The 27,000-nt window shown below is 36.7% G+C and carries 26 protein-coding genes; 15 read left to right on the top strand and 11 right to left on the bottom strand.

Features of this window, described 5'->3' with window-relative positions:
• The first annotated feature begins 141 nt into the window (after positions 1–141).
• The 3 genes from AN964_RS24545 to AN964_RS24535 all read left to right on the top strand — a co-directional run bounded on the left by AN964_RS24545 (position 142) and on the right by AN964_RS24535 (position 3,145).
• Positions 142–921 carry an arginase family protein gene (locus AN964_RS24545; protein ID WP_055742401.1) on the top strand — a complete coding sequence of 260 codons (780 nt, stop codon included), beginning with the start codon at positions 142–144 and terminating at the stop codon, positions 919–921.
• A gap of 189 nt (positions 922–1,110) precedes the next feature.
• Positions 1,111–2,358 (top strand): multidrug effflux MFS transporter, encoded by a 1,248-nt coding sequence (locus AN964_RS24540; RefSeq protein WP_055742400.1) that lies wholly within the window; start codon positions 1,111–1,113, stop codon positions 2,356–2,358.
• Between the two features lie 112 nt (positions 2,359–2,470).
• A complete protein-coding gene (locus AN964_RS24535; RefSeq protein ID WP_055742399.1) occupies positions 2,471–3,145 on the top strand; it encodes a YdeI/OmpD-associated family protein in 675 nt (224 codons plus the stop codon).
• 70 nt (positions 3,146–3,215) lie between these two features.
• On the opposite strand, the gene nhaC is transcribed toward AN964_RS24535, so the two are convergent.
• Positions 3,216–4,613, bottom strand: a complete 1,398-nt coding sequence (nhaC, locus tag AN964_RS24530) for a Na+/H+ antiporter NhaC (RefSeq protein WP_055742398.1) — start codon at positions 4,611–4,613, stop codon at positions 3,216–3,218.
• Between the two features lie 449 nt (positions 4,614–5,062).
• Between nhaC and deoR the strand changes: the two genes are divergently transcribed.
• From deoR to AN964_RS24505, 5 genes are all read left to right on the top strand, one after another.
• Positions 5,063–6,007, top strand: coding sequence for a DNA-binding transcriptional repressor DeoR (gene deoR, locus AN964_RS24525; protein ID WP_055742397.1), 945 nt, complete (start codon positions 5,063–5,065; stop codon positions 6,005–6,007).
• Between the two features lie 212 nt (positions 6,008–6,219).
• A complete protein-coding gene (deoC, locus tag AN964_RS24520; protein WP_055742396.1) occupies positions 6,220–6,891 on the top strand; it encodes a deoxyribose-phosphate aldolase in 672 nt (223 codons plus the stop codon).
• A gap of 167 nt (positions 6,892–7,058) precedes the next feature.
• On the top strand, positions 7,059–7,457 hold the full coding sequence (locus AN964_RS24515) for a cytidine deaminase (RefSeq protein ID WP_055742395.1): 399 nt from the start codon (positions 7,059–7,061) through the stop codon (positions 7,455–7,457).
• Between the two features lie 90 nt (positions 7,458–7,547).
• Entirely contained in the window at positions 7,548–8,726 is a 1,179-nt protein-coding gene (locus AN964_RS24510; RefSeq protein WP_055742394.1) for a NupC/NupG family nucleoside CNT transporter, read from the top strand.
• A gap of 155 nt (positions 8,727–8,881) precedes the next feature.
• Positions 8,882–9,514 carry an AmiS/UreI family transporter gene (locus AN964_RS24505; RefSeq protein WP_055742522.1) on the top strand — a complete coding sequence of 211 codons (633 nt, stop codon included), beginning with the start codon at positions 8,882–8,884 and terminating at the stop codon, positions 9,512–9,514.
• 336 nt (positions 9,515–9,850) lie between these two features.
• Here AN964_RS24505 and AN964_RS24500 read toward each other — a convergent pair whose 3' ends face one another.
• Together AN964_RS24500 and AN964_RS24495 are read right to left on the bottom strand one after the other, a co-directional pair.
• The gene (locus AN964_RS24500; RefSeq protein ID WP_055742393.1) at positions 9,851–10,483 is read right to left on the bottom strand and encodes a TetR/AcrR family transcriptional regulator; all 633 of its coding nucleotides are present in this window, start codon (positions 10,481–10,483) and stop codon (positions 9,851–9,853) included.
• A gap of 887 nt (positions 10,484–11,370) precedes the next feature.
• The gene (locus tag AN964_RS24495) at positions 11,371–12,348 is read right to left on the bottom strand and encodes an aldo/keto reductase (protein WP_055742392.1); all 978 of its coding nucleotides are present in this window, start codon (positions 12,346–12,348) and stop codon (positions 11,371–11,373) included.
• Positions 12,349–12,780: 432 nt separating this feature from the next.
• Here AN964_RS24495 and rlmN point away from each other — a divergent pair, with 432 nt between their 5' ends.
• Entirely contained in the window at positions 12,781–13,842 is a 1,062-nt protein-coding gene (gene rlmN, locus AN964_RS24490; RefSeq protein WP_055742391.1) for a dual-specificity RNA methyltransferase RlmN, read from the top strand.
• 38 nt (positions 13,843–13,880) lie between these two features.
• On the opposite strand, the gene yfkAB is transcribed toward rlmN, so the two are convergent.
• Positions 13,881–15,005, bottom strand: coding sequence for a radical SAM/CxCxxxxC motif protein YfkAB (yfkAB, locus tag AN964_RS24485; protein WP_055742390.1), 1,125 nt, complete (start codon positions 15,003–15,005; stop codon positions 13,881–13,883).
• Between the two features lie 196 nt (positions 15,006–15,201).
• A complete protein-coding gene (locus AN964_RS24480; protein ID WP_055742521.1) occupies positions 15,202–15,723 on the bottom strand; it encodes a ribonuclease H-like YkuK family protein in 522 nt (173 codons plus the stop codon).
• Between the two features lie 156 nt (positions 15,724–15,879).
• On the opposite strand from AN964_RS24480, the gene AN964_RS27220 reads away from it, so the two are divergent.
• A complete protein-coding gene (locus AN964_RS27220) occupies positions 15,880–16,509 on the top strand; it encodes a hypothetical protein (protein WP_235950604.1) in 630 nt (209 codons plus the stop codon).
• A gap of 392 nt (positions 16,510–16,901) precedes the next feature.
• On the opposite strand, the gene scpC is transcribed toward AN964_RS27220, so the two are convergent.
• A complete protein-coding gene (scpC, locus tag AN964_RS24470; protein ID WP_055742389.1) occupies positions 16,902–18,413 on the bottom strand; it encodes a succinyl-CoA:acetate CoA-transferase ScpC in 1,512 nt (503 codons plus the stop codon).
• A 318-nt stretch (positions 18,414–18,731) separates the two neighbouring features.
• Positions 18,732–19,382, bottom strand: a complete 651-nt coding sequence (locus AN964_RS24465; protein ID WP_055742388.1) for a LytTR family DNA-binding domain-containing protein — start codon at positions 19,380–19,382, stop codon at positions 18,732–18,734.
• 251 nt (positions 19,383–19,633) lie between these two features.
• Between AN964_RS24465 and AN964_RS24460 the strand changes: the two genes are divergently transcribed.
• Positions 19,634–19,885 (top strand): DUF3949 domain-containing protein, encoded by a 252-nt coding sequence (locus AN964_RS24460; protein WP_055742387.1) that lies wholly within the window; start codon positions 19,634–19,636, stop codon positions 19,883–19,885.
• 184 nt (positions 19,886–20,069) lie between these two features.
• Here AN964_RS24460 and AN964_RS24455 read toward each other — a convergent pair whose 3' ends face one another.
• On the bottom strand, positions 20,070–21,191 hold the full coding sequence (locus tag AN964_RS24455; protein WP_055742386.1) for a LuxR C-terminal-related transcriptional regulator: 1,122 nt from the start codon (positions 21,189–21,191) through the stop codon (positions 20,070–20,072).
• 213 nt (positions 21,192–21,404) lie between these two features.
• On the opposite strand from AN964_RS24455, the gene AN964_RS24450 reads away from it, so the two are divergent.
• On the top strand, positions 21,405–22,160 hold the full coding sequence (locus AN964_RS24450; protein ID WP_055742385.1) for an SDR family NAD(P)-dependent oxidoreductase: 756 nt from the start codon (positions 21,405–21,407) through the stop codon (positions 22,158–22,160).
• Between the two features lie 42 nt (positions 22,161–22,202).
• The gene (locus tag AN964_RS24445; protein ID WP_055742384.1) at positions 22,203–22,946 is read left to right on the top strand and encodes an SDR family NAD(P)-dependent oxidoreductase; all 744 of its coding nucleotides are present in this window, start codon (positions 22,203–22,205) and stop codon (positions 22,944–22,946) included.
• Here AN964_RS24445 and AN964_RS27685 read toward each other — a convergent pair.
• Positions 22,917–23,246: a DUF5673 domain-containing protein gene (locus tag AN964_RS27685; protein ID WP_055742383.1), complete on the bottom strand. Its 330-nt coding sequence runs from the start codon at positions 23,244–23,246 to the stop codon at positions 22,917–22,919. The genes AN964_RS24445 and AN964_RS27685 overlap by 30 nt on opposite strands.
• Positions 23,247–23,679: 433 nt before the next feature.
• On the opposite strand from AN964_RS27685, the gene AN964_RS24435 reads away from it, so the two are divergent.
• The gene (locus tag AN964_RS24435) at positions 23,680–24,513 is read left to right on the top strand and encodes a hypothetical protein (protein ID WP_055742382.1); all 834 of its coding nucleotides are present in this window, start codon (positions 23,680–23,682) and stop codon (positions 24,511–24,513) included.
• Between the two features lie 78 nt (positions 24,514–24,591).
• Here the strand turns inward: AN964_RS24435 and AN964_RS26865 are convergent, their stop codons facing one another.
• A complete protein-coding gene (locus AN964_RS26865) occupies positions 24,592–24,768 on the bottom strand; it encodes a hypothetical protein (protein WP_163258594.1) in 177 nt (58 codons plus the stop codon).
• A gap of 35 nt (positions 24,769–24,803) precedes the next feature.
• Positions 24,804–26,753, bottom strand: coding sequence for an aconitate hydratase (locus tag AN964_RS24430; RefSeq protein ID WP_055742381.1), 1,950 nt, complete (start codon positions 26,751–26,753; stop codon positions 24,804–24,806).
• Between the two features lie 93 nt (positions 26,754–26,846).
• Between AN964_RS24430 and AN964_RS26570 the strand changes: the two genes are divergently transcribed.
• Entirely contained in the window at positions 26,847–26,993 is a 147-nt protein-coding gene (locus AN964_RS26570; protein WP_161809319.1) for a hypothetical protein, read from the top strand.
• Positions 26,994–27,000: the final 7 nt, after the last annotated feature.

Genomic DNA, 27,000 nt, shown 5'->3' with positions numbered 1-27,000 from the left:
ATTTTGCCATATCTAAAACTAGTTTTTATGAGATTGGATAACATGCAGCACTGATTTCACCTCGATTTATTTACTATTCTCTATTAAAATATTGCTCGTGTTAAAACCAATCTCTTATAATACGATAGGAGATGAAAGAGGATGGGGTTATTAAATAAAGGAATAACCATCATGAACTTTGACGAAACGTATTTTGCACAGCAAGCGCTACAGCATTACCCACATGACAACATTAATGTTCAGCAATTACAACATGTTAGTCTTTATTGCGAAGAAGACTCTTTAAAAGAGATAAATAGCTTTTTACAGAAAAGACAGCATAGAGGAATTACGTTTATTGGTAGTGGCAACTATCATTATGTCACTTACTTATTATTAAAAGATATGAAAAAGCCATTTAGCTTAGTATTATTTGATAATCATCCAGATATTGGCCAAAACAAAGGGGATCGAATGCTCTCTTGTGGTACATGGGTCTCTTATGCACTTTCCAACATTCCGCTTTTAAAAAATGTCATCATCATTGGCCCGACTGGCAGTGAGGCAAGTCGTATCCAAAGCCCTCGTATAAATGTTTTTTCTTTCAAAGGTAATCAAGTCTATTCAACTGCATCTATTCTATCTGCGATTCCAACCGACAGAGTGTATATAAGTATTGATAAAGATGTCTTAAATCCAAATGAGGTTCAAACAAACTGGGACCAAGGTGTGATGACAATCAATACGTTACTTAGCTACTTAAAGTCTATCCTACAGTTTAAAAAAGTGGAGGGGGTGGACATATGCGGGGAGGAAAAGCTATCTCCTCTCCAAGCTATACTTCCAAACTATCAAAGTATTATTCACAAAAATGAAAAGGCTAATCTAAAAATTTTAAATAGCTGCTTAAAAGGGTATGAAGCACAATTAAAAGGGGCATAAAGTTTTTTTTATCCTTCCTAGATGCTGAGGAGGGATTTTTTTATCCTGCATTTCTGTTCGGCGGCATTCGTTTTTCATTGAGTAAATTTCCGATTCATTTTCTTTGAAAAGTAAAGCATGAATATACTAAAATTTAATGAATATATTCATTACTTAGATATATTTCCACCATCATCTTAAAAAAGGAAGATAAAGAATATGAGTTTAAACAACTTGGGTTTAGAAAGTAATGCAAAAATGCACCGATTAAGACTGGCTCTCATCCTCGGTTCACTTACCGCATTTGGCCCGTTATCCATCGATATGTATTTACCTGCACTCCCAACTTTAACCAAACAACTTCATACTAGTACATCTGTTGCACAGCTTAGCTTGACAGCGTGCCTCATTGGGATGGCAGTAGGCCAACTTTTTGTGGGCCCATTAAGCGATGTGAAAGGGCGGAGAAAGCCTCTTTTAATGACGCTTATCTTTTATTCCATTGCATCCCTGCTTTGTGCTGTAAGTTCGTCCATCTGGATACTCATAATTTTACGTTTTATTCAAGGTGCGACTGGTGCTGCTGGCATTGTCATTGCTCGGGCTTCTGTTCGGGATATGTTCTCGGGAACCGAGTTAACAAAATTCTTTGCTTTATTAATGCTTGTGAATGGTGCAGCACCAATTTTAGCACCGATTGTCGGAGGACAAATTCTTCATTTTGTTTCATGGCGAGGAGTATTTATCGTATTGTTTTTCATTGGCATCCTTATGTGGGCTGCTGTTACATTTGGACTTCACGAAACATTGCCAATGGAAAGACGATCTAAAGGTGATATCTCCCATACGTTTGCTGCTTACCTTCGATTATTAAAAGACAGGGAATTTATGAGTTTTGCCTTTTCGCAAGGCTTTGTTTCGGCTGCGATGTTCGCGTATATTTCAGGGTCACCTTTCGTATTACAGGAGATTTTCGGTGTCTCCCCTCAAGTTTTCAGCATTATTTTTGCCATTAATGGGATTGGTATTATTATCGCTTCGCAGGTTACAGGGCGGCTTGCAGGAAAAATTGCAGAGTTAAAGTTATTTATATTCGGTATTAGTTTAGCCGCTATTGGCGGTTTGATTTTTCTTATAGTGATCTTAACCGGTGGAGGATTAATAGCTGTAATTCCATCATTGTTTATTGTCGTTTCTTGTGTAGGGATTGTCGGGACCACCTCATTTTCATTAGCTATGCAAAATCAAGGCGGCTCTGCAGGAAGTGCGTCTGCATTACTTGGTTTGTTGCCATTTATTTTTGGCTCGATTGCTGCACCGCTTGTCGGAATTGGCGGCAGTCATACCGCATTGCCGATGGCGATTGTTATTGCTGTCTGTGACCTCGGAGCCTTATTTTTATTTTTACTGATTAAAAAGAGCACCAAGAAAAAGGTTGCACAACAAACCATCCATTAAAACTGTTTGGAGCCTAATCCGAACGGTTTTTCTTTTGCTAAAAAAGGCAATATTGTAGGAAGAAATGATAAACTAAAATTATAAATTTAGTAGAGGGAGAAATGAATGTAGTATGAGTGCACCGAAAACTGTAATTGAAAAATTAAATTTAAACAAATATCCTACTAAGCTTATTTTGAACAAGCCTGATGATATAAATGATTTTAATGAACTGGAATATGATACGGATATCAAACAGAATCAATATGATCTCGTTTTTCAGTTTATATTTTCGATAGAAGATTTCCTTCAGAAATTACAATTCGTAATCGAAAAACAGTTAGTAGAAGATAATGGTTACTTATTTTTTGCCTATCCGAAAAAGAATAATCCTCAATATGAGGAATACATTGATCGAGACCGTTTTTTACAAGAAATCAATTTAGATGAAGATGGATATGTTCCTGGAAGCAATTTAAAATTCTCGAGAATGGTAAGTTTGAATGATGTGTTTACAGTTGTAGGTCTGAAAGCTGCACCGAAGAAAGCGAAGAAGCCATCTAGTGCAAAAAGTCAATGTGTCGACGATTATATTGAGCATGTGGAAGATATTAAGCAATATTTGCAGTCAAAAGAGGAAATATTAAATGCCTACAATCAGCTAACCCCTGGATATCAAAAGGATTGGGCACGTTATGTATACAGTGCAAAGCGAAAAGAAACACAAGAAAAGCGTCTGCTGGAAATGGAAACTGTTTTAGCAGAGGGATATAAAACAATGGATTTATATAGAAGAAATAAGAAATAAATATAAAATTAAGCTGATATTAAAGGCAGCTAGCCTCCTTTAATATCAGCAGTATCTAATCTAAAGTCTATTAAGCACTGATTTTTTCTGTTTCTTTAATGGTTAATGTTTTCCCCGTAAATCCAAAAAATATGGTTAAGATTGGGGAAAGCAAACAAAAGAAGGAGAATGGTAAGTAATGTAAGGTGCCGACACCTAGAACTTTCGTTAAAAAGACACCACATACACTCCAAGGGACTAACGGGTTGACAACTGCTCCCGCATCTTCAAGAACTCTGGAAAGATTCTTATTGGCAAGGCCAAGCCTCGCAAATGATTGCTGAAACGCTTCTCCTGTTAAAATGACAGATAAATATTGTTCTCCAATGAAAACATTCACACCGATTGCTGTGAAAGCAGCCGACATAATGACCGTACCAATTTTGTTTAATCCTCTACTTAAGGATTGTAATAAAACTGGAATTATACCTAAGGTTAAAGTGAGACCAGCCATACAAAGTGCAAGAATGACTAATGACATTGTGAACATCATGCTATTTAGCCCTCCTCTAGTAAGCAGGCTATCAATCATTTTGTTCCCAGTATGAGATACATAACCATTAAATAGTACTTGGAATAATTCTGTGCCTGATATAGGGTGATGAAAATAAGAAAGAATAATGGCAAAAAATGAATTAAAGGCCAGCGAAATAAACGCAGATATTTTTTTATAGGCAAAAATTCCAAGTAACACAATTGGAAGCAAGCTATACCAATGAATTAAATGGGTATGAACTAAACTGTCTTGAAATCCTGAGAGTCTCGTCATATTTTTGGATGATATGTTAAATGAAAGAATAACATAACCAATACAACTAATAATAAAAGCTGGGATGGTGGTCCATGCCATATTACGAATATGTTCAAATAAATCTACTTTCATAATGCTAGATGCTATATTCGTTGTATCTGATAATGGTGACATTTTATCACCGAAAAATGCTCCGGAAACAATGGCACCGGCCGTAATGGCTAATGATGCGTCAAGTGCCGATGCAATTCCGATAAATGCAACACCTAATGTAGCGGAAGTCGTTAACGAGCTTCCAATCGACGTTCCTACAATTGCAGTAAGGACAAAGACAATCGCATAAAAGAAATGTTGAGTAACAATATGAAAGCCTCCGTATATTAAAGTTGGAATAGTCCCGCTGATCATCCATGCAGCAATCAATATTCCGATTAGGAAAAAGAGAAAGACGGCTGATAAACCATTTTGCGCCCCAATTACCATACCTGTCTCCAAGTCCTTAAAAGAAATTTTTTTGATGAGCCCGAAAATAATTAATACAAAGATAGATAGCAGTATGGGGATTTGTGGTGCTGCAGAAAATTTAATGATACTAAAACTGATTAATCCCACAATCAAGATAGTTAGTATTAATGCTTCCGGCAACGAAGGTGTATACACCTTTTTCATTTGATTCATGTTGCAAACCTCCTATGATGTAAAAAGAAATAAAAAAGAGAGCTTCCTTGTCCCAATTAGGGACGAAGAAGCTCTCCGCGGTACCACCCTAGTTAATGATATTACTCATTCACTCATTTCTTTCCAAAAATGCACACGGTGTATTTCATTCTGCTTATCGCCTGGATTTTCAGCGACCATCCAGTTTCTTTATGCTGCTAATAAGAGAATTACTAGTGTCCGTGATTTGGAATAAACTATTAACTTTTATACTTAAACGCTTTTAAGCTTTTATGCAATAAAGTAATCGGTTATTAATATATCATGTTTTGAAAAATAATCAAGTGGAAATTTTGGCTTCATCTGAAGAAGTGAAGAAGCTAAAATAGAATTCCCTTTTACAAATGTTCAATTTCCTACCTTAATTTGTTAATATAAATATATAGTACGTTCAAATTTGGAGGATGGGTATGGAAGCGGAAAAACTTAAAAAGGTAATAGAGGCTGCAAGACTCTATTATTTACTTGATTATAATCAACATCAAATTGCAGATAAATTAGGAATTTCGAGACCCACGGTATCAAGATTGTTGCAAATTGCAAAAAATGAAGGCATCGTTCAGATAAAGATTATGGATCCGAATGATGATGTTGAACAATTATCCAAACAAATTGAAAAAAAGTTCAATTTAAAAAAAGCAATTGTTGTTTCAGTCCCTCAATATGAAGACAATATTATTAAAAATTATATTGGGGAGAAAGCAGCAGCATATATGCATGATATCGTGAAAGATGGCGATATAATTGGGGTTACTTGGGGAACAACCTTATATCATGTTGCGTTAGAATTAAAGCAAAAGTTTGTGAAAGACGTGAAAGTTGTTCAACTAAAAGGTGCAATCAGTCATTCTGAAACAAACACCTATTTTTCAGAAATTCTCTATCTTTTTGGGAAAGCATTTAATACGAATCCAATCCATTTGCCGCTGCCGGCAATTGTGGATCATATCGTCGTAAAACAGGCGATGGAGGCGGATAGACATATTAAGAAAGTGTTGGATATAGGGAGAGAAGCAAATATTGCTATGTTTACTATTGGTGCTGCAAAATCAGAATCACTATTGTTCCAATTAGGATATTTTTCCGAAGAGGATATGAGAATGATTCGTTCCAAAGGTGTCGGTGATATTTGTTCGCGATTCTTTGACCAGGATGGCAACATCTTAAATGAAAACTTAAATAATCGGACATTAGGCATTGAATTAAGTGAATTAAAACAAAAAGAATATTCCATCCTAGTCGCTGGTGGAGCGCAAAAAATAGACGGAATTTATGGAGCGCTTAAGGGTGGATATGCTAATGTAATCGTCATTGATCAATTTACAGCTAAATTTTTGCTGGATAGAGATGAATAATTAATAATGAAAGCTCTCAGAGGGAACTGAGAGCTTTCATTTTGTAAAAATTTAACCTCTGGAAGAATTTGATTTTTACATTTGTTCAAGTCAATATTTACAATTGTTCTATCTCTTGGTATAGTACTTGTGTAAAGGTTTTCAGATTAATTCATAAAATCGTTTTCATATAGTTGATAAATTAGTAACGAGAAAAAGGGAGGAATAGTAAGATGAATCATTCTTTAGCCAAAATGATTGACCATACTTTGTTAAAAGCAGATGCAACGAAAGCAGAAATTCAAAAATTAGCAGAGGAAGCAAAAGAATATTCATTTGCATCCGTTTGTGTCAATCCAACTTGGGTAAAAACGGCTGCAGAAATATTAGAAGGAACACCTGTTAAAGTGTGTACGGTAATCGGTTTTCCGCTTGGAGCAACTACAACAGAGGTTAAAGCGTTTGAAGCAAATAACGCCATTGAAAACGGTGCTACTGAAATCGATATGGTCATTAATATCGGGGCTTTAAAGGACAAGCAGTATGACATGGTTGAAAAAGATATCAAAGCGGTTGTAGAAGCTGCAAAGGGCAAAGCTTTAACTAAAGTTATTATTGAAACTTGCCTTTTAACTAATGAGGAAAAGGAAAAGGCATGTGAGTTGTCCGTTAAAGCAGGTGCTGATTTTGTGAAAACATCAACTGGGTTCTCCACAGGTGGAGCAACAGCAGAAGATGTGGCATTAATGAGAAAAGTTGTAGGTCCAACAATTGGAGTTAAGGCTTCTGGCGGTGTGAGAAGCTTGGAGGACGCAGAAAATATGGTGAATGCAGGTGCTACACGTATAGGTGCAAGCTCCGGTGTTGCTATTGTAAACGGTCAAACATCAACATCTTCTTATTAATTGATTGATTTATATTAAGTTTAGTTTCAAGGCATCTTTTCTTAAACGAGGTATCCATTCCCTGGAATGGGGAAACCAATATTGTTTTCTTTAAAATAGTTATTGTCACTGAAAAAGCCAACAAAGTTTAAGAAAAGTGCCTTGGTTTTTAGAGAGGAGAATGAAGGATGAATGTAAATTGGCTGATAGAACAAGCGATAGAAGCTCGGCAAAAGGCGTATGTTCCGTACTCATCATTTCAGGTTGGCGCTGCTTTGTTAACGGAAAATGATAAACTTTACCTTGGTTGCAATATTGAAAATGCCTCCTATGGTTTAACAAATTGTGCGGAAAGAACAGCGATTTTTAAAGCGGTTTCAGAAGGGGAAAATCGTGTTAAAGCAATTGCGATTGTTGGAGATACGGAAGGGCCTATTTCCCCATGTGGTGCTTGCCGTCAAGTTATTGCAGAGTTCAGTGATGACAATACGAAAATTATCCTGGCTAATTTAAATGGTGATTTTGTGGAAACAACCATTAATGAACTTTTACCTGGCTTTTTTTCCAAAAAAGATTTAATAAAATAAATAATTTGTTTAATCTATAGCACTAATATTTTTAATTGTTTTGTAACCGTATCCAATTGAACTTAAAAACTACAACTAGGAGAGACAATAATGAAATATCTAATTTCCATTCTCGGAATTATAGTCGTTCTCGGTCTAGCATTTCTGGCAAGTAATAACCGTAAAGGGATCAAATATAAACCGATTGTGATTATGATTGTGATTCAGTTAGCTTTGTCGTATTTATTATTAAATACTAAATTTGGATTACTTATTATTAAAGGAATCGCGGATGTTTTCACTAAGTTATTAGAATATGCAAATGAAGGAGTTTCGTTTGTTTTTGGCGGAATCGCCAACAAAGGGGAAGCACCTTTCTTCTTAAATGTCTTACTGCCAATCATTTTTATCTCTGTGTTAATAGGAATCTTTCAATATCTTAAAATCCTTCCGTTTATTATGAAAGGGATCGGGTTGCTGATAAGTAAAATTAATGGTATGGGAAAATTGGAATCTTATAATGCGGTTGCCTCCTTAATGGTTGGACAATCAGAGGTATTTATCACACTAAAAAAACAATTACACCATTTACCTAAGCATCGTTTGTATACTTTATGTGCATCTGCAATGTCAACCGTTTCTATGTCTATCGTTGGTGCATATATGACGATGATCGAACCGAAATATGTTGTAACAGCGTTAGTCATTAACTTATTCGGAGGATTTATTATATCTTCTATTATCAATCCATATACAGTAGATAGCAAAGAAGATATATTAGAAATCCAGGAAGAAAAACAAAGCTTTTTTGAAATGCTGGGCGAATATATTATGGATGGTTTTAAAGTAGCAATCATCGTTGGTGCAATGTTAATTGGTTTCGTTGCATTAATGGCTGCAATTGATAATGTTTTCGATTTAATTTTTGGCATTTCCTTCCAGCAAATACTAGGATACATCTTTGCTCCAGTCGCATTTTTAATGGGTATTCCGGCTGGGGAAATAGTGAAAGCAGGAGGAATTATGGCAACAAAGCTTGTAACCAATGAATTTGTGGCCATGATAGATTTAACGAAAATTAAAGATAGCTTAAGTCCTAGATCTCTTGGAATTATTTCGGTTTTCCTTGTATCTTTTGCAAACTTCTCTTCCATTGGGATTATTTCAGGAGCAGTGAAAGGGTTGAGTGAAAAGCAAGGTAACGTCGTTGCACGCTTTGGACTAAAGCTTCTGTTTGGTGCAACATTGGTAAGTGTTTTATCCGCTATTATTGTTAGCTTTATTTTGTAATGAAAAATGGAAAAAGGCATTTCCTATTAAATACATAGGAATTGCTTTTTTCTTTTTCATTCCATATTCAGAAATTCCCATCAAGCGCAAGAAACAATATAAAGAGAGGTGAAATAATGCGGTGATAAACGACGATGTTTTTCACAGCATTCTATATGGGTGACGTTGGTTTATTATTATCCGGAGCAACATTATTTTTGAATAGTTTAATGTTACTTGGCAAAGCAGATAATAAGAGTGTAGGAGTCTTCAATTTGTTTGTAGGGCTACTACAAATTATTTTTCCTATTTATTTAATCGCTGTATCTGATCAAGATCATTGGACGATTTTTAATTTGGCCTGTGTATTTCTCTTCGGGCTAACTTATTTATTTGTAGGAATCATTAATCTGACTGGCATTGATGGAAGTGGATTAGGGTGGTTTTCCCTATGGGTATCTATTATAGCCGTTGTTTATATGATCCTATCCCTTGTCCACAATCATGACATCATTAACACATTAACATGGGCTATGTGGGCTTATTTATGGTTCTTATTCTTTTTATCCATGGCACTAAATAAAAAAATAGATGTTTATATAGGTAAGGTTGCATTTGTTCAATCGTGGGTTACTCTTACGATTCCTTCTCTTTTATCTTTAACAGGGGCATGGAAAATGGAGTATGTCTCAAACATATGGATCTATGTTCAAGTGATTTCATTGGTTTATTTCTGTTTTTGCACAGGAAAAATAATGTTAGCAGCCAATAATCGAAAAAATGAACAGGACTTATCGGTTTCGTCATGAGTTGTTTTTGAGTAATATGGAACTTAAAAAGAAACAGGTCTCACGTAGAAATAGGATCTAAATTAGCAAGTTAAAACGCATGAATATGATGATTCATGCGTTTTTGTGTGTAATTTTACTAAAGGGACTGTTCCCAAAATGCTCAGCCTTTATACCTAAAAAAGTATTTAATTGCTTCAAGACGGATATTATGGTTGCAGTCTTCACAACAAAATACACTCTTCTTATTTTCTTTGTATAATTGGTACTTTCTAGTTCCTTCATACACTTTAAAAACTTTCCGGCAACTACAACAAATTACGTCATAAGAAAACATTTTCATTCCCCTCAAATTATTCATATCTTTTGAGTTGCCCTATCAAAGATTGTCATTAACTCTATAATATAATCCTTAACCCTTAATTGGGGATTTCTCATTAATTCAATGCTAAATCCGTCAATGGCATTCCTAATGGTTAAAGCCATTACTCTTGCTGATAGAGAAGAAAACTCTCTGAAAATTCCTTCCTCCATCCCCATGCGAAGAATATTTTCAATTGGAAGGAATATAGTTTCATCATGTTCAGCAGCAAACCTTAGTTTTCCATCCTCCGTTCTCTCATTAGATACAATCTCTATAACCGCAAATACATGCTTTCGATTTTCATTAACAAAATTCAAATTTGATTCGATGTACTTAATAAGTTTGCCTCTGGCAGATGATTCTGCTTCTATTTGCGGGCTTATAAAAGATTGACATGCTAAATAATATTCCATTACTACTTGCTCAAGTAATTCCTCTTTGTTTGAAAAATGATAAGAAATGATCCCCTTACTTATATTTGCACGTTTTGCGATTTGTCCTAATGATGCCTGCGCATAACCCAATTCAGAAATAGTCTCAATTGTACATTCTACAATTTGAGTTCTTCTTGCCTTTTCGATAAATGATAATTCCTTTTGTTCATTTGTTTTATTTTTTGTATTCATGTTTTAATTTTAGTACGTTCGTACGAAAAATTCAATGGGGATATGTCGGAAAGTATTATATCTAAAATGATAATAACAAATTGAAAAAACAGCCAAGGAACTTAAAAAGGAATATGGGTTACATTGACCAGAAGAAAGGCCACGTAGAAAAATGCAAGGGTCACAATAAATTGGATGGAGGGAGCGAAAAACGGCCAAGGCAACCTTTCATTGTATTCCTTTTAAACTATTCTATTTTCTTACAAGATATCCTTATTAAATTTTTTTACATTTCTATTTAATAGTTCAGTATTTTTTTCAAAAGTTCAGCGTTTTCCTCACATTTTTCAGCACTCTCCTCATTTTTTTGAACAATCCTCTTCGACTTCAGCATTCTTACCTATTTTTTCAGCGTTTTGATCCAAAAGTTCAGCGTTTTTCCCTTATTTTTCAGCACTCTCATCATTTTTATCAGCAATCCTTTTCGACTTCAGCATTCTTATCTGTTTTTTCAGCGTATTAATCCAAAAGTTCAGCGTTTTCCACTCATTTTTCAGCACTCTCCTCATTTTTTTCAACAATCCTCTTCGACTTCAACATTCTTATCTGTTTTTTCAGCGTTTCAATCAAAAAGTTCAGCGTTTTCCTCTCATTTTTCAGCACTGACATAAAAAAGAAAATGGGTTACATTGACTGGGAGAGGGGGCACGTATAAAAACGCGAGAGTGACATTAAATTGGTTCGAGGGAGCGCGTTAAGTCAAGCAGGATTCGATTTACTAGGCGATTTCATATATAACCATCACCAATCGCTAATCTAAAGGGAATAAGAAAAACCAAATCGCATAGTGATTTGGTTTACTTATTGGTATGTTGCTTTATATTTTTCTCTAAAAAGGCTGAATAAATTTACGGCATTGCGTTTCCACGGGATGCAACATATAACGAATACCATTCTTCCCTTGTCATTTGCTCCGCTTGACGAACAGCATCTTCACAATTTTTAATGCGTTCAGGGTCAGTTGTTCCAATCACTGGCTGAATTTTAGCCGGATGCCGCAATAACCAGCCGAGAACAATTGCCTCCCGGGTAGTCTCTTTTTCAAGTGCCATTTTTTCTACTAATTCTTTTGTTTTTATATCGGCTTCCGTTAAACTTAAGCTTTCATTCCCGGTATATATACCCCTTGCCAATGGCGACCACGCTTGAATTTGAATATCACTCACCATGCTGTATTCTATTAACCCTTCCGCAAAACGGGTGCCAAGTCCTGCTTTTTGATTGACCAATACTCCTTGCTCCACCCAGTCAAGCTTATGTAAACTCATTTCAAGCTGATTAACAATCAATGGAACGTCACAGTATGCCTGAAGTAATTGAATTTGTCCCATGTTCATATTGGAAACACCAAAATGGCGTACTTTGCCTGAAAGCTCTAACTTTGCAAAAGCCTCACCAACTTCTTCGGGCTCCATTAATGGGTCTGGACGATGCAATAATAGCAAGTCTAAGTATTGCACACCAAGTCTTGATAATATTTCATCAACGGAATTCAAAATATGCTCTTTGGAAAAATCATATCGGCCAGGAGCATGCTCATCTTGAAAGCGAATGCCGCACTTACTTTGAATTACAATTTTCTCGCGAAGTCCAGGCTGTGATTTTAAAATTTCACCAAACACTTTTTCTGCCTTACCTCTTGTGTAAATATTCGCATGATCAAACATGGTAATTCCGGTTGATAGAGCGGCATCAACTGCTTTTTCTCCTTTTAAAACATCCTCGTTGGAAATTGGGCTGTTATCCCAGCTGCCTCCAAACCCCATGCAGCCTAAAACCATTCTGCTAGATGAAATCTTTCGCTTTTCTAAAGGCATAATACGCATGCAATGACCTCTTTTCATTTTTAATGGCACTTTTCTTAAACAAAGCTGCTTTTTAATAATTGTAAATCTTATAAACTTCTTCTTTAGGTCTGGAATTCGGATTTTAAACAATTTATTAAAAGCAACAACTATTTAATAAGGTTAATACTATAATCAATTTTATGAAAAGTACTGCCATTCATGCAACTTAAATGGTCAATGTCTGCCTAGTTATGTTTCCGTTGGTCTCACCTGAGACTCCGAAATCCGTTCGTTAGATCCAGCGCCTAGGCTTTTCTTATTGGAGCATTCATCCAATCTTATCATCATTTGGGGTGTTTATTTTCCGCGAAATATTGTTATAATAGACTTTTGAGAGATAATAGAAATTCATCATAGATTCATGTTAAAATAGATAGTATTGCAATAAAACTGTCGAAAAGAGGTTTTAAAATGACAAAGCAATCCATTTACGGATTAACAATAGATCAGCTTACAGAATGGCTTTTAGAGCATGGACAAAAGAAATTCCGTGCTACGCAAGTGTGGGAATGGTTATATCAAAAACGTGTAACAAGCTTTTCTGAAATGACAAATATTAATAAAGACTGTCTTCAATTACTAGAAGAACATTTCGATATTGAAACACTGAATATCCAAATAAAGCAAGAATCCAAAGACGGAACGGTAAAATTACTGTCTCAATTACAGGATGGAAATTTAATTGAAACAGTATTAATGCGTCAAAAATATGGTCTGTCTGTATGTGTGACAACACAAGTTGGCTGTAATATAGGGTGCTCCTTCTGCGCAAGCGGTATTCTCAGAAAAAATCGCGACCTTGTAAGCGGAGAAATTGTGGAGCAAATCATGAAGGTCCAACAACACTTAGACGAAGCAGGAAACGGTGAACGAGTGAGTCATATTGTGGTAATGGGAATTGGCGAACCATTTGACAACTTCGATAACTTAGTTAATTTCTTAAAAATCGTTAATAATCCAAAAGGTCTTGCGATTGGTGCCCGTCACATTACGGTTTCTACAAGTGGTCTTGCGCCGAAAATTTACGAATTTGCGGATCTTGATCTACAGGTAAACTTAGCAATTTCCTTACATGCGCCAAATAATGAACTTCGTACGCAAATTATGAAGATAAATCGTGCATACCCATTAGAAAAACTAATGCCTGCTATCGATTATTATTTAGAAAAAACAAATCGACGCATTACATTTGAATATATTTTATTAAATGATGTAAATGATCATAAAGAAGAAGCATTACAGCTTGCCAAACTATTAAAAGATAAACGTCATCTTGCCTATGTGAACTTGATTCCATACAATCCTGTAAGTGAGCATATTCAATACAAACGAAGCACAAAGGAATCCATTCTGACTTTCTACGATACATTAAAGAAAAATGGAATCAACTGTGTTGTTCGCCAGGAGCACGGAACAGATATCGATGCAGCATGCGGTCAGCTGCGAAGCAAACAATTGAAAAAGGCAAATTAAGAAAAAAGGAGCTTGAATTTCAAGCTCCTTTTTCATATTTATAGTCTTGATTTTCTCACAGTAAAATCTGTTTGTGGATAATATTTATTTTTCACAAGAATATTAGGACCTAGACACTGGACAGAAGGACAATGACAGTTTAGTGATTTTGCAATTGGTTGTTCCATCCATTTTTCAAACATGTTTGGAAGCGTATCATGTTGGATATTCCCAAGCGGTGGTGTATCTCCAAAATCAGTAACAATGACATCTCCGCTAAAAATATTAACATTTAATCGGGAGCGTCCATCGGGATCATTTCGAACCGTTACATTTTTACTTTTATATAATCTTTGAAGCAATTTCAGGTCTTCCTCGTTTGCGCTGCATGGATAAAAAGGCAGTGTTCCAAATAACATCCAAACGTCCTCTGAGCGAATGTCGAGGAGATGATGAATGGCATCGCGCATTTCATCCAATGTAAGTACTTCGAGATTCTCAGCGAAATCACTTGGGTACATCGGGTGAATTTCATGTCTGGCACATTTCATTTCTTCTACTACTTGATGATGGATATGCTCCAAATAGGGAAGTGTTCTTTTGTTTAACATTGTCTCAGCAGAGACCATGACACCTTCCTCTGCCAAGATTCGGCTATTCTCAATCATTTGGTCGAATAATTTTTTTCGTTTTTCGCGAGTTGGTTTCCTTAACGCATTCGCAAATCCGATGTCGATGAATTCATCCGTTGTTCCCCAATTGTGAGATATATGTAAAACATCTAAATAAGGTGAAATTTTTAAATAACGCTCTGTATCGAGGGTTAAATTAGAATTGATTTGGGTCCGAACACCTCTTTCATGTGCGTATTGTAATAAGGGCAGCACATAATTCTCGATAGATTTCTTTGAAAACATTGGTTCGCCGCCGGTGATACTCATTGCACGCAAAGCAGGAATTTCCTCTAATCTTTTAATAAGGAGCTCAAGCGGCAATGCGTTTGGATCCTTTGGCTGAAGGGTATAGCCAACAGCACAGTGCTCACAGCGCATATTACATAGTGTAGTAGTAGTAAACTCAATATTGGATAATGTCATTCGCCCATGTTCTTTTACATCCAGGTATGCTTCCCATGGATCATAGTCAGGGCTAATTAATCTTATATTACTTGATGCAGTTTGCATAAAAAGGACTCCTCGTTTGTAAATTATTACTCTAGCATTATCAAAAACGAAACGGAAAATGTCAATGGATTATGAAAATATGGAAAGGTGCTCAATTTTCAATTATTTTCTTTAAAAGGATATATGGATCGAAAGGATTTTATGACATGAGGAGAAAAAGCTTATGTAGTAGGTACCTTTTTTTAAAAGTACCTATTCATTTTGTATAACGATTTGCATAGCTGGAAGCAACAAAAGCATTGGGCTTAATTTTCGGTTCGACTCCAATAGATTCCATTCTTGCGACCATTTCCTTTACAAATTCCCTTGTTTTGTTTCGTTTGCCTGCCCCAATATCGATATGACCCTCCATGGTAAAAGCTGCCCCTTCATAAATATTAGGGAGAACAATATTAATTAATTGATTTTTCCGATCCTCTGTAAATAAAGATACAATTTCTTCTGTTAACGATAACTCATAGGAAATCCGTTCATGCAAATGGGTCATCTTTCTAGGAATCAAGACCTTTCTGATGCAGGCCCAAACACCGTTTCCTTCTTGCTGTATAACAATTCCTGTAATAAAAATAGTATGGAATTTATGAACCTGTGAATCGGTGCCAACCATTAATTTAAATTTTCCTTTTGGGTTTAACTCCATGAACTCTAAAATATGATGAAAAACCTCTTCGAAGGACATTGTTGATTTTTGCAAATTTTGAAATGGTGAAATGTACATAGGTGATGGTTTCAATTGAATAACACCCGTCTTTCTATTTAAGGAAAGGATTTGTTTATGTAACATAATATGGTTTGTTCTTTATGGTCGTGCAGGGGAATTGGGTTGTACCTGTTCCATTTTGGAAAGGATGATAAAGAAAAGGGGAGATGCATAATGCTAGGAAATCGTATGCTTGGGATATCGATTATGATTGGCGGAATTCTCATTTTAATAGGAACTGTTCTGCATCCTATCTTAGTTGACCCATATGCTGGGGAAGAAGCTCTTCATAAATTTAAGCATTCCCAAATGTGGATGTTAGATCATATTCTGATGCTGATCGGCATGTTCCTATGGCTTGGAGGACTAGCCGGAAGCAGTTCCTATTTTAGAAAAAACGGAGCTGCAATGTTCTATATATCATTAGGATTATGGATTTTAATCCTTACCGCCGAACTAACAATATTACCGTTAATCGGAAATGAAATTATAGGCAGGCATCATGGTGTATTGAAAAAGGTTTGGGAGGCAATCTTTTCATTTGGACTTTTAGCCGGATATTTTGCCGTGGCTTGCAGTTGGGCAGGGGTTGCATTATATGGCTGGTGTATGAAGCGTACGGAGAATTCATTCTCCACATGGTTCCAAAATAGTGGATTTTATAGTGGGGTTTGGGGCTTTGCGGGGATTGTATTCACCTGTTGCTTTTTTAAGACGGCATATATTGTACTTCCTCTTACCTCGGGACCGGCCTATCTTTGGACAATGTGGTGGGGATGGAAGTTATTTCGGAAAAAGATATAAATTTTCATCCTTATCCCTTAATGACTCCAGATTATAAGCAGACACAGAGTACGTTATTTGCCGGAAAACATAAGGAACTCTTTGTTTATTATCAAATATCGGAACATTCATTCCCTGATTGTGCCCGTTCTCGAGCTCTATGGGGAAATTCGGTCACAATCAGCGCCAGATCGTGCCCGTTCTCGAGCTCTATGGGGAAATTCGGTCACAATCAGCGCCAGATCGTGCCCGTTCTCATGCACCATGGAGAAATTCGGTCACAATCAGATCCAGACCGTGCCCGTTCTCGAGCTCGATGGAGAAATTCGGTCACATTCCGTTATTCAGGAATTCACCTTTCAATAAAAACATTAGCCCGCTAATAGTAGAAGCGGGCTTACGATTTTATTTAACTAATTCAGCGCCTTTTCCAGCATAGTTCCGTTCTTTTTATAATTTATATGCCATGAAAATGCTTTTTCCAACACATGTGGAGTTTGGCCGCCTCTTGTTTTTGCTTCATTATAATATTCCCAAAGCTGATCACGGTATAACGGATGTGCACAATTTTCGATAATGAGCGGTACACGCTCAATTGGAGCCAACCCTCTTAAATCAACATAGCCTTGTTCTGTGACAATAACATCTACATCATGCTCTGTGTGGTCCACATGGGATACAAAAGGAACGATGCTTGAAATATTCCCATTCTTCGCAATGGACTTCGTTACGAAAATTGCCAGTCTTGCATTTCGCGCAAAGTCACCTGAACCGCCGATTCCGTTCATCATATGGGTGCCGCTGACATGTGTGGAGTTAATATTGCCGTATATATCCACTTCCAAAGCGGTATTAATAGAGATCAGGCCTAAGCGGCGAATGATTTCGGGATGATTGGAAATTTCTTGCGGTCTTAACATGAGCTTATCTTTATATTGATCTAGATTGGAATAAACCTGTTTCATTTTTTCATCTGATAAAGTAATCGAACAACAAGAAGCAAAACTTACTTTGCCAGCATCGATTAAGTCAAAAACAGCATCCTGTAAAACCTCTGAATACACTTCTAAGTCCGTAAACTCCGATTCGATAAGTCCATGTAAAACGGCATTTGCCACAGAACCAATCCCCGATTGCAATGGAGCTAGTTTATTTGTTAATCTGCCTGCTTCCACTTCTTTTCGTAAAAAAGAGATTAGATGGTTCGCCATTGTTTGTGTTTCTTCATCAGGCTGAACAATGGTGGAAGCAGAATCAATTTGATGAGTGAAAACGATTCCAACAATTTTGTCAGTGTCCACGGGAATGCCTAGAGTACCGATTCGGTCACTTACCTTCGTCAATGGGATTGGACTTCTTTCTCCTTGATTTCCTGTTTCATAGATATCATGAAGTCCTTCCAATCCTTGTGGCTGAGCCGTATTAATTTCGACAATAATATGCTTAGCTTTTTCTACAAAGATGGATGAATTTCCAATGGAAGTGGTAGGAATAATCATGCTATCAGCACTTATCGCAACTGCTTCTACAATGGCGTAATCAATAGGACCAAGTGCACCTGCACGGATAGATTCCGCCATATGGGATAAATGTTGATCGACGAAAAGCAGTTCCCCTTGATTGATGCTTTTCCGCATTGTACTGTCCGCTTGAAATGGGATTCGCTTGTTTACCATTCCAACCTCAGCCATTAATTTATCAATATCGGATCCTAAGGAGGCACCTGTATAGATATTCACCTTCAATGGTTCTTCTTTTGCTCTTTCTATTAGTGCTGTTGGAACTGCTTTTGCGTCACCGGCTCTTGTAAAACCGCTTAATCCTAAGGTCATTCCGTCTTTTATCCAGGAAGCTGCGTCCTTTGCTGATACAATCCGGTCTATTAAACGAGCGTCTCTTATATAATTAGAAGTATTAATTTCCATTTAAGGTCACCCTTTGTTCACTTTTTAAAAATTTTATCAATTTATGAACAAGGATTCATTAGTTTTGGTATGAAAGGGCTTTATTGTTGCTTTAAACAGAAAATTTCTAACATAAAGCAGAAAAATGGATGGAAAATAAAAAACAGTTTGTACCTAGTATTACAAACTGTCATTTTTATTGTTTAAAAGTTGTCTTTGTCAAACGAAAGCAGCTATTTACAAGTGCTCTTCCGATTTTCTATTCTAGAATAAGCGGGCATCAGCTCCATAACAGTGAATAGTCCATTCGTCGATAAGCGAGAAAATTTTGCTTTTCTATCAGAAATGAAGAATCTTACGAAATTGACTTGAGTACGTTTGACTAACAGGTATTCTAGTTCCATCTTTCATTAACAACAAAAAGGTTGAATGAGATTCGGGATGGATTTCCGCAATATAATGAATATTAATGATATAGGACCTGTGACATCGAATAAACATATCGCTTGGAAGATAAAATTCTAACTCTGTTAAATTTAACTTGTGCACACCAACCAGATTTTCTGAGTGCACATTGGTCTTTCTGCTTAAGGCTTCTAAAAACATTACCTGCTTAAAGGGTACTGGATACCAACGATCATTCGCTTTTATCGTTAAAAATGAGGGTGGAAATTCGAGCGGCTTTTTCGGTAAAATGGCTGTCACACAACCTTGAACCCTTTCTCCATCTAATATTGGTACAGACATACCGAAATATGGAATGCCCAAAACATCCTTCTCAATGTAATCCGTAATCTTTTCCTGGAACGATAAAGCTTTAAATGATGCAGTTCCTTCACGAATCCTGTCTCCGGGTTTTATTTTTAAATCAATTTGATTACTTGGCTGATAGTATATATATTGCTGACTATTCGTCACTGCTATGGACGTATACTTTGGAACCAAATCCTGCATAACTTCCATGATGGACAAAACCGTTTGCTGATCCATGGTGATCAGTCACCTTCCCTGTCAAAATTGAATAAAAACAACAAACTGCAGCGCTTACAATTCTATTATAACACGTGATGTCTACCGTAAAGTGGCTGGCATCACTAGTGGATAAATTCGTAACTGTACTTCTGACACGGTCAGGAAATTACTGTTTAAAGTTAGATAAATAACTTTATATATTTTTGAATCATATTTGTTTTTTAATCGTATGTATACTAATAAATCCTTTTTATAGGGGGAGAAGTGTGATGGATATCGCATTGATTGTTATCCTATCAGTATTAGTTCTATATTTTATTGTTATGATTCCTCTACAATACAATTACATTTCAGAAATGCAGGAAAGGAAGGCTGAAACCCAGAAAACAAACGAGGAAATTATTGATGACATGTCATTTGAAAATCAACAGCTAACCTATAATATGCAAGGAAATCTCTTTACCTTGCCATCTAGTATTGTAGCCTGGATTATTTATAAAATACGTCATCGGGCTGTATAAGATGTGTAGAAATAGGCTCAGAATATGGGTCAGGAAAAGGAGCTATTGGCGTAGAAGGTACAGTTCACTACAAAAATGGTGAGTGGAAAATTAAAGAGTCAAAAGAGAATTGGGTAAGTTAAATAACTTTGAAATATATACAAAAGAGGTGAGAAATAGCACCGCACCTCTTTTGTAATTGTGTTTATGTTAATAATCCTAATCTAAAAGCAGAAGCAACGACTTGAGTTCGATTCTTCGCTTGAAGCTTTGTCATTAAGCTTCCCACATAATCCCGCACAGTATGCTCACTTAAGTGCAGCAGCTCCCCCATTTTTTTATTGTCATATCCTTCCGCAAGCAAATCCAGGATCATCGATTCCCGTTCTGTTAAATGAACCAAAGATTCAGTGACACCCTCATCATTGCTTCTCGATAAATATAAGCCTATTCTTTTCCCAACCTGTTCGAGCAGCATTAGCTCATCTTTTGAACAATCAAATTCCACTCCCATTTGATCAAAAGTTACCCACCCATACACTTGATTGTGATGGACAATCGGTACAAAAATAACAGAAGAAAGGTTAAATAATTTGATATGTTCTTCTTTTACAAAGATATGAGGATCCTTTAAGAAAATTGGCTTTTTTGTGTGAAAAACAGTCGTCATATTTGCTCCTATATGGCCTTTCATACTTTGAACTTTAGGAAGTTCTGCCCCTATTACACCATAAAACTGCTGGGACCATGGTATGTATGCGTAAAATACACATCTTTTATAATGAAAAATTTCTTCACACTTTTTTAGGATAAAGGGGAGATCCTTTTCTCCTGAGCAACTAATCAACAGTTTGTTTAATTTATCTAGTTGTTTCAATCTATTTATTTCAACTAAATCAGGTGTTTTATCGAAATCCTCTGTTTCATCTATTATTTTATTAAAGGTGAAAATAAGATGAGAATAAATGGATAGTAAAAACATAATGATGGCAAGAGTATTTTGCTTCGCAGTGGCTATTAAAGTCATGATAGCTTTTTCAAAAATATATAGAAACAAGTTAAAATACTTTGCGTTTATAGTAGAAATTTGAGATTGCAGCCAAGTTTCGAATATCTTTTTATATTCATCATCTTTCAATTTTAGATCCAGGTGGATAAGTAAATGAAAAAAGGATTCTAGAACGATTCCTGTTATCTTTCTATCCTGCTCCGAAAAGTAAGATTCCAGATTCAAATAGATATTTATATTTTCTTCAATCTTCTTCTGATGGCTTCTAATAAATACGATAAATTGTTCAAAAGTCATTTCCTCATAGAGGTGTTTCATACTATTCTTCTCCTCGAAACAAATTAACCCTATAAATGAAGGATATCTTACTTGTTATTATACAGCTTTTTGTAGGATAGTAATCGAAAATGAAGGGAGTAAAATGAAGATATAGATAAGAGAGAGTTAATAAGATATGCGTTTCTCTAGTATCTAAGACAGCACCTTTTACATGGTGGTGCTTAAAGTTACAGAAAGGAATCGTGATATAAAATGAGACTTGAAAATAAAGTTGCCATCATTACGGGCGGGGGCACAGGCATAGGCAAAGAAACCGCTTTATTGTTTGCTAAAGAAGGGGCAAAAATTGTTATTACAGATATAAATCAAGAATCTGGTAATCAAACTGTAAAAGACATTCAAGACAGTGGCGGAGAAGCTTTATATATTCGCCATGACGTAAGCAAGGAAGAGGATTGGAAGAAAGTTGCAGATGATACCATCAAGACATTTGGAAAAGTAGATATCCTCTTCAATAATGCAGGTATATATATCATTAAACCAGTTGCTGAGATTGAACTCGAAGAATGGAACCGACTAATGTCCATCAATGTAACCGGAGTATTTTTAGGAATGAAGCACATCATGCCATTAATGGCGAAACAAAATAATGGTTCGGTCATCAATGCATCTTCTATTGCAGGATTAACTGGTGCTCCTGGACATGTTTTATACGGCGCAAGTAAAGGTGCAGTCCGTATTATGACAAAAGATGCGGCAATGGAATATGCACCTTTTGGGGTTAGAGTAAACTCTATCCATCCTGGATACATTGATACTGGAATGGCAGACTATGCATCAGAGGTATCAGGTAATTCAAAAGAGAAATTAGGAAAAGACCTATTCCCACTTGGAAGACTTGGATCTGTGAAAGATGTTGCAAATACCGTTCTATTCCTTGCATCGGATGAATCAGCTTTTACAACTGGATCAGAATTTGTCATTGATGGCGGTGCAACAGCTAGATAATAGTACTTTGGGAAAAATATGAACTAAAAGGAGCGATACAAGATGAAACTAGATAATAAAGTAGCAATCGTTACAGGTGGAGCAAGCGGCATTGGCGAAGCATCCGTTCGTCTGTTTGCGGAAGAAGGGGCAAAGGTGGTAATCGCTGATTTTTCCGAACGCGGCAAGCAATTATCAGATGAATTGAATGCAAAGGGATACGATACTTTATTCATTAAAACAGATGTTACTAGTGAAGAAGATGTTAAACATATGGTATCCGAAACAGTTAACCATTATGGAAAGCTTGATATCTTGTATGCCAATGCAGGAGTTGCTGATGATGCTCCAGCACATGAATTAACCTATGAAAAGTGGAAAAGAACCATTGAAATTAACTTATCAGGCGTATTTTTATCCGATAAATACGCAATTGAACAATTTTTGAAACAAGGAAATGGCGGTGTCATCGTTAACGCCGGTTCTATCCACAGCCATGTATCTTTACCTAATCCGACTGCATACTCCGCAGCAAAAGGCGGTGTGAAGTTATTAACCCAAAACTTATGTACAGCATATGCCAAAGAAGGTATTCGAGTAAATGCTGTATGTCCAGGCTATATCGATACACCATTACTTACTAAAGTAGATCCAAAAACGAAAGAATATCTTGCATCCTTACATCCGCAAGGAAGACTAGGTAAACCAGAAGAAATTGCAAAGGCAGTTCTCTTTTTAGCAAGTGATGACTCATCCTTTGTAAATGGTACAAGCCTTTTAGTTGATGGAGGTTATACTGCTCAATAATGAAGAAGGGAGGTTTCCAGATTTGGAACCTCCCTTGTTATTTTTGGGTCGTAATCGGTGTACCAAGAGTATTTTTTTCAAGAAGCTTGCCAATCGGCTTTTCATCTTTTTTTCTACTATGATTACGTATTTTTGTTGAGAGTAAGTAGTTAGCGTTAATTCTCCATTTGGATAGAAAAAATTTGTGTTTGGGAGCCATTCCAATTTGCAGCTTTCTATATTCTCCCAAGGGATAAATGTATCCGCAATCGAAATTCCTATTTTCCCTATCTTTCCATATTGAAATAAAATAGAAAACATCGAAAATCCTACCATGGTGCTAATGTACAGCAAAAGCACGTTTCGCAAACCATAAGTCATAAGAGAAAAAATTAATAAGAATATATATAAGACTAAGGCGATAATAAATATCCGTGTTCGCCACCATTTTCCAGTCCCTTTGACCCTAAACATCCTCTTATGTACAGGTTCACAATTACCGAAATGAACTAACAGTAGAGTTCTTAGGAAATAACCCGCAAGTGTACGTACCACGGAAAAGTTCTAAAGGACATTATTAGATTCGAATGAAGGGAAATGTCCTTTAGAAACTCCCCCTCACTTTTGAAATTCCTTGCATTCTCCTCTAAATGGTATTATTTCAATCACATGAAATCCTCAGTCTTAATGTCCCGTATCTTAGGCGAGCCGCATAAAATATTACATGCTTATGGGGAGGGAGGTGTAGACTTAGGTGGGATTATTTATTAATAAGAATGATCACCCAGAGGTTTTTCATAATCCAGGAAACATTCAAGAATCAAATCAAGATTTTGCTAAGACAGATTATCTAACAGTACTAATCAAAGGACAAAAAGAAGCCTACGAATCTTTGCTCCACTCCTTTTACGATCTAAAAAATCTCCATCAACAACAGGAAACTAACCAAATAAATCAGTGGAACGATATTGGTAATCAGTTGAAGAAACTGAGTGAAAATCATCAACGACAGGAGACAAATCAAATAAATCAGTGGAATGAAATCGGAAACCAACTGAAGGACCTGCGTGAGAATCATCACATGCAAAAGGAATTTGAAAGCCATGTGATGGACTGGTTGATAAAATTAGATGAGGAGAATAACAAGCTTCAAGGTATCTTGGAAAATGAGGGTCAATTAAAACAAGAAATAATGGAGAAAATTCATAGTGTAAATCAGTCTACCCAAGAAATTATAAAAAGACTGGAACAATATGAAGCGACCAATCAAGATCTTACCCAAAAAATTAACGAGCAGCTGGATAACCACCAACAGATGGCTGAGCAATTTACCAAGCAGGAAGATATTCAAAAAGAAGTATTAACCAGATTGGATACCCAAGAGGCATTAACAGAAAAAATCCTAAGACAGATCAACCATATTCGTTCCATTTTATTCGAAAGAACGAATTATTTAGCGGAGAAAATTGAAAGCGGCTATAAGATCACTTCTTCTTATGTTTATAAATTAATGACAGGCTCTGATAAACCCCTGACCCTTTTGATGATGAATCAAAAGGAGGAGGAGACACAGAGAAAAACAGATTAGAAACATATCGTCATGGAGGATGTTCAGCAGAACTTAAAAAAGTGGAATGGGGATATAAACCGCCCATTCCACAAAGCATTAATCTAATAATCGATTATTCTCATCCACCGACATTAACTTTGCAGGATTTCTGCTGCCATCTGCGTTCAGTTCACCTTTTCCATGGCAAACGTTACAGGTATATTGCCAGCCCTCATCATCGGAAAGCATCCCTGTGCCTTCACAGGCTTTACAGGTTATTTCTCTGTCGATCATTTTCATCCCTCCATATAAAATTTCATGAAACGCTTTTATGCGTTCTGCCCCACATGATTTGCTTTCACCCAGTTGATTAATCCGCCGCTTAGCATGATTTCAATTTGGCGTGATGAAAGCAAATGCTTCACTTTTATTTCATTATTTTTTCCTTTAACGGTGATAGTAATCTCATTTCCGTTTTGTATCTTAGATTTGATATCCTTCAGTTCAAGTACATCGCCTTGTTCCAAATTGTCATAGTCCGCTTCGTTGACAAAGGTAAGAGGCAGAACACCAAAGTTTACAAGGTTTTGCCAATGAATACGGGCAAAGTCTTTTACTATCGCAACACGGAGCCCGAGATATCTTGGGGCAAGAGCTGCATGCTCTCGACTCGAGCCTTGTCCATAGTTGAATCCGCCAATAATAGCGTGGTTGCCTGTTTCTTTTGCTCGAGTGTAATACGTTCTATCTATTATTTCAAAAGTAAACTTACTAATCTCTGGCAAATTACTTCGATAAGGCAGAACCCTTGCTCCACCTGCAAGAATTTCATCCGTTGAAATGTTGTCTCCCATTTTTAACAGGATTGGCAATTCCAATGAGTCCGGAAGTTCATCCATTGAAGGGATAGAAGCAATATTAGGCCCTTTATGTAGCTTTACTTCTTTTGCCTTCTCGTATGGCAAAGGCTCATCTAATAGTTTTTCATCAATAGTTGGATTGGCAGGCTCCTGTACTTTGGGATAGGGAATGCCAATTGTCCTCGGGTCTGTAATCACACCTGTTAATGCAGAAGCTGCTGCTGTTTCCGGACTGCAGAGAAAGACACTGTCCTCTCTTGTACCTGAACGTCCAGGGAAATTTCGCGGAGTGGTGCGCAAGCTGTTTCTTCCAGTTGCCGGTGCTTGTCCCATTCCAATACAACCATTGCAGCCCGCTTGATGCAGACGTGCACCAGCTTGAAGCAAGCTCGCAATATGGCTTTCCTTTACTAAGTCCGTTAACATTTGTCTGGAAGTCGGATTAATGTCAAAGGAAATTCCGTCTGCGATATGCTTCCCTTTTACAATTTCCGCCGCAATAGCAAAATCACGATAACCAGGATTCGCGGATGAACCGATATAAGATTGGTAAATAGGAGTACCGGAGATTTCAGAAACAGGTACCACATTGCCTGGACTTGATGGCTTTGCGATAAGAGGTACAACCTCTGATAAGTTCAATTCTTCATCTATGTCGTATGTTGCTCCCTCATCAACCTCAAGAGGAGACCAATCGTTTTCTCTACCTTGTTCAATTAAGAAACGTTTTATTTCTTCATCTGAAGGAAAAACCGTGCCGGTTGCTCCTAATTCCGCTCCCATATTGGCAATAACATGACGATCCATTGCACTTAAGGTCTGAACCCCTGGTCCGTAATATTCAATGACTTTTCCGACCCCGCCTTTTACTCCATGCCTGCGGAGCATTTCCAAAATGACATCCTTTGCACTTACCCAATCAGGAAGCTTACCCGTTAATTTTACTCCCCAAACCTTTGGCATTTTTACATAAAAAGGCTGCCCGGCGATTGCCATCGCAACATCAATGCCACCGGCACCCATTGCCAGCATTCCCATACATCCATTCGCACAGGTATGACTGTCGGAACCTAACAGCGTTTTTCCCGGTTTAGCTAATCGCTGCATATGAACCGGATGGCTAACACCATTACCAGGCTTACTAAAATAAATGCCAAACCTGCGTGTAGCGCTTTGTAAAAACAAATGGTCATCAGGGTTTTTATTGTCCACTTGAATCAGGTTGTGATCTACATACTGTGCAGAGGCTTCCGTTTTTGCACGTTCCAGTCCCATCGCTTCTAGTTCCAGCATCACCATAGTACCAGTTGCATCCTGTGTTAATGTCTGGTCGATCTTAAGCCCAATTTCTTCTCCAGGTATCATTTCTCCAGAAACAAGATGGCTTTTAATTAATTTTTGGGTCATATTCATTGGCATAAAATAACCTCCAGATGAAAATCAATAATAATTTGAACCTTTATATAAAGTGCCTATATTTGTAAAAAATATACGTGGTGTCAGGCACCACGAATGGACAAAACGAAAATTACGCTTGTAGTGATCATTTATTTTGCTTTTTACTTTTTCTATAAAAAATATAAAACAGCGTTCACCAATTATATGGAGAATACAAATGATGAAGTGAAAACAAAGGCAGCGGTATCTATACAAGGTTAGGAAGGAG

It is taken from the genome of Heyndrickxia shackletonii, assembly GCF_001420715.1.
In the GTDB taxonomy this organism is placed as follows: domain Bacteria; phylum Bacillota; class Bacilli; order Bacillales; family Bacillaceae_C; genus Margalitia; species Margalitia shackletonii.
The sequence above is the reverse complement of the archived record's forward strand: the minus strand, read 5'-3'. Positions and strand labels throughout refer to the sequence as shown.

Bases quoted from the DNA above. Each gene is read 5' to 3' on its own strand.
- AN964_RS24500 (WP_055742393.1), bottom strand. From the start codon at position 10,483: ATGAATACAAAAAATAAAACAAATGAACAAAAGGAATTATCATTTATC.
- AN964_RS24545 (WP_055742401.1), top strand. From the start codon at position 142: ATGGGGTTATTAAATAAAGGAATAACCATCATGAACTTTGACGAAACG.
- AN964_RS24465 (WP_055742388.1), bottom strand. From the start codon at position 19,382: ATGGATCAGCAAACGGTTTTGTCCATCATGGAAGTTATGCAGGATTTG.
- AN964_RS26865 (WP_163258594.1), bottom strand. From the start codon at position 24,768: ATGATCGACAGAGAAATAACCTGTAAAGCCTGTGAAGGCACAGGGATG.
- scpC (WP_055742389.1), bottom strand. From the start codon at position 18,413: ATGGAAATTAATACTTCTAATTATATAAGAGACGCTCGTTTAATAGAC.
- AN964_RS24535 (WP_055742399.1), top strand. From the start codon at position 2,471: ATGAGTGCACCGAAAACTGTAATTGAAAAATTAAATTTAAACAAATAT.
- AN964_RS24445 (WP_055742384.1), top strand. From the start codon at position 22,203: ATGAAACTAGATAATAAAGTAGCAATCGTTACAGGTGGAGCAAGCGGC.
- AN964_RS27685 (WP_055742383.1), bottom strand. From the start codon at position 23,246: ATGTTTTCTATTTTATTTCAATATGGAAAGATAGGGAAAATAGGAATT.
- AN964_RS24450 (WP_055742385.1), top strand. From the start codon at position 21,405: ATGAGACTTGAAAATAAAGTTGCCATCATTACGGGCGGGGGCACAGGC.
- AN964_RS24455 (WP_055742386.1), bottom strand. From the start codon at position 21,191: ATGAAACACCTCTATGAGGAAATGACTTTTGAACAATTTATCGTATTT.
- AN964_RS24505 (WP_055742522.1), top strand. From the start codon at position 8,882: ATGGGTGACGTTGGTTTATTATTATCCGGAGCAACATTATTTTTGAAT.
- AN964_RS24480 (WP_055742521.1), bottom strand. From the start codon at position 15,723: ATGTACATTTCACCATTTCAAAATTTGCAAAAATCAACAATGTCCTTC.
- AN964_RS24510 (WP_055742394.1), top strand. From the start codon at position 7,548: ATGAAATATCTAATTTCCATTCTCGGAATTATAGTCGTTCTCGGTCTA.
- AN964_RS26570 (WP_161809319.1), top strand. From the start codon at position 26,847: ATGGACAAAACGAAAATTACGCTTGTAGTGATCATTTATTTTGCTTTT.
- AN964_RS24495 (WP_055742392.1), bottom strand. From the start codon at position 12,348: ATGCGTATTATGCCTTTAGAAAAGCGAAAGATTTCATCTAGCAGAATG.
- yfkAB (WP_055742390.1), bottom strand. From the start codon at position 15,005: ATGCAAACTGCATCAAGTAATATAAGATTAATTAGCCCTGACTATGAT.
- nhaC (WP_055742398.1), bottom strand. From the start codon at position 4,613: ATGAATCAAATGAAAAAGGTGTATACACCTTCGTTGCCGGAAGCATTA.
- AN964_RS24515 (WP_055742395.1), top strand. From the start codon at position 7,059: ATGAATGTAAATTGGCTGATAGAACAAGCGATAGAAGCTCGGCAAAAG.
- deoC (WP_055742396.1), top strand. From the start codon at position 6,220: ATGAATCATTCTTTAGCCAAAATGATTGACCATACTTTGTTAAAAGCA.
- AN964_RS27220 (WP_235950604.1), top strand. From the start codon at position 15,880: ATGCTAGGAAATCGTATGCTTGGGATATCGATTATGATTGGCGGAATT.
- AN964_RS24460 (WP_055742387.1), top strand. From the start codon at position 19,634: ATGGATATCGCATTGATTGTTATCCTATCAGTATTAGTTCTATATTTT.
- AN964_RS24430 (WP_055742381.1), bottom strand. From the start codon at position 26,753: ATGCCAATGAATATGACCCAAAAATTAATTAAAAGCCATCTTGTTTCT.
- deoR (WP_055742397.1), top strand. From the start codon at position 5,063: ATGGAAGCGGAAAAACTTAAAAAGGTAATAGAGGCTGCAAGACTCTAT.
- rlmN (WP_055742391.1), top strand. From the start codon at position 12,781: ATGACAAAGCAATCCATTTACGGATTAACAATAGATCAGCTTACAGAA.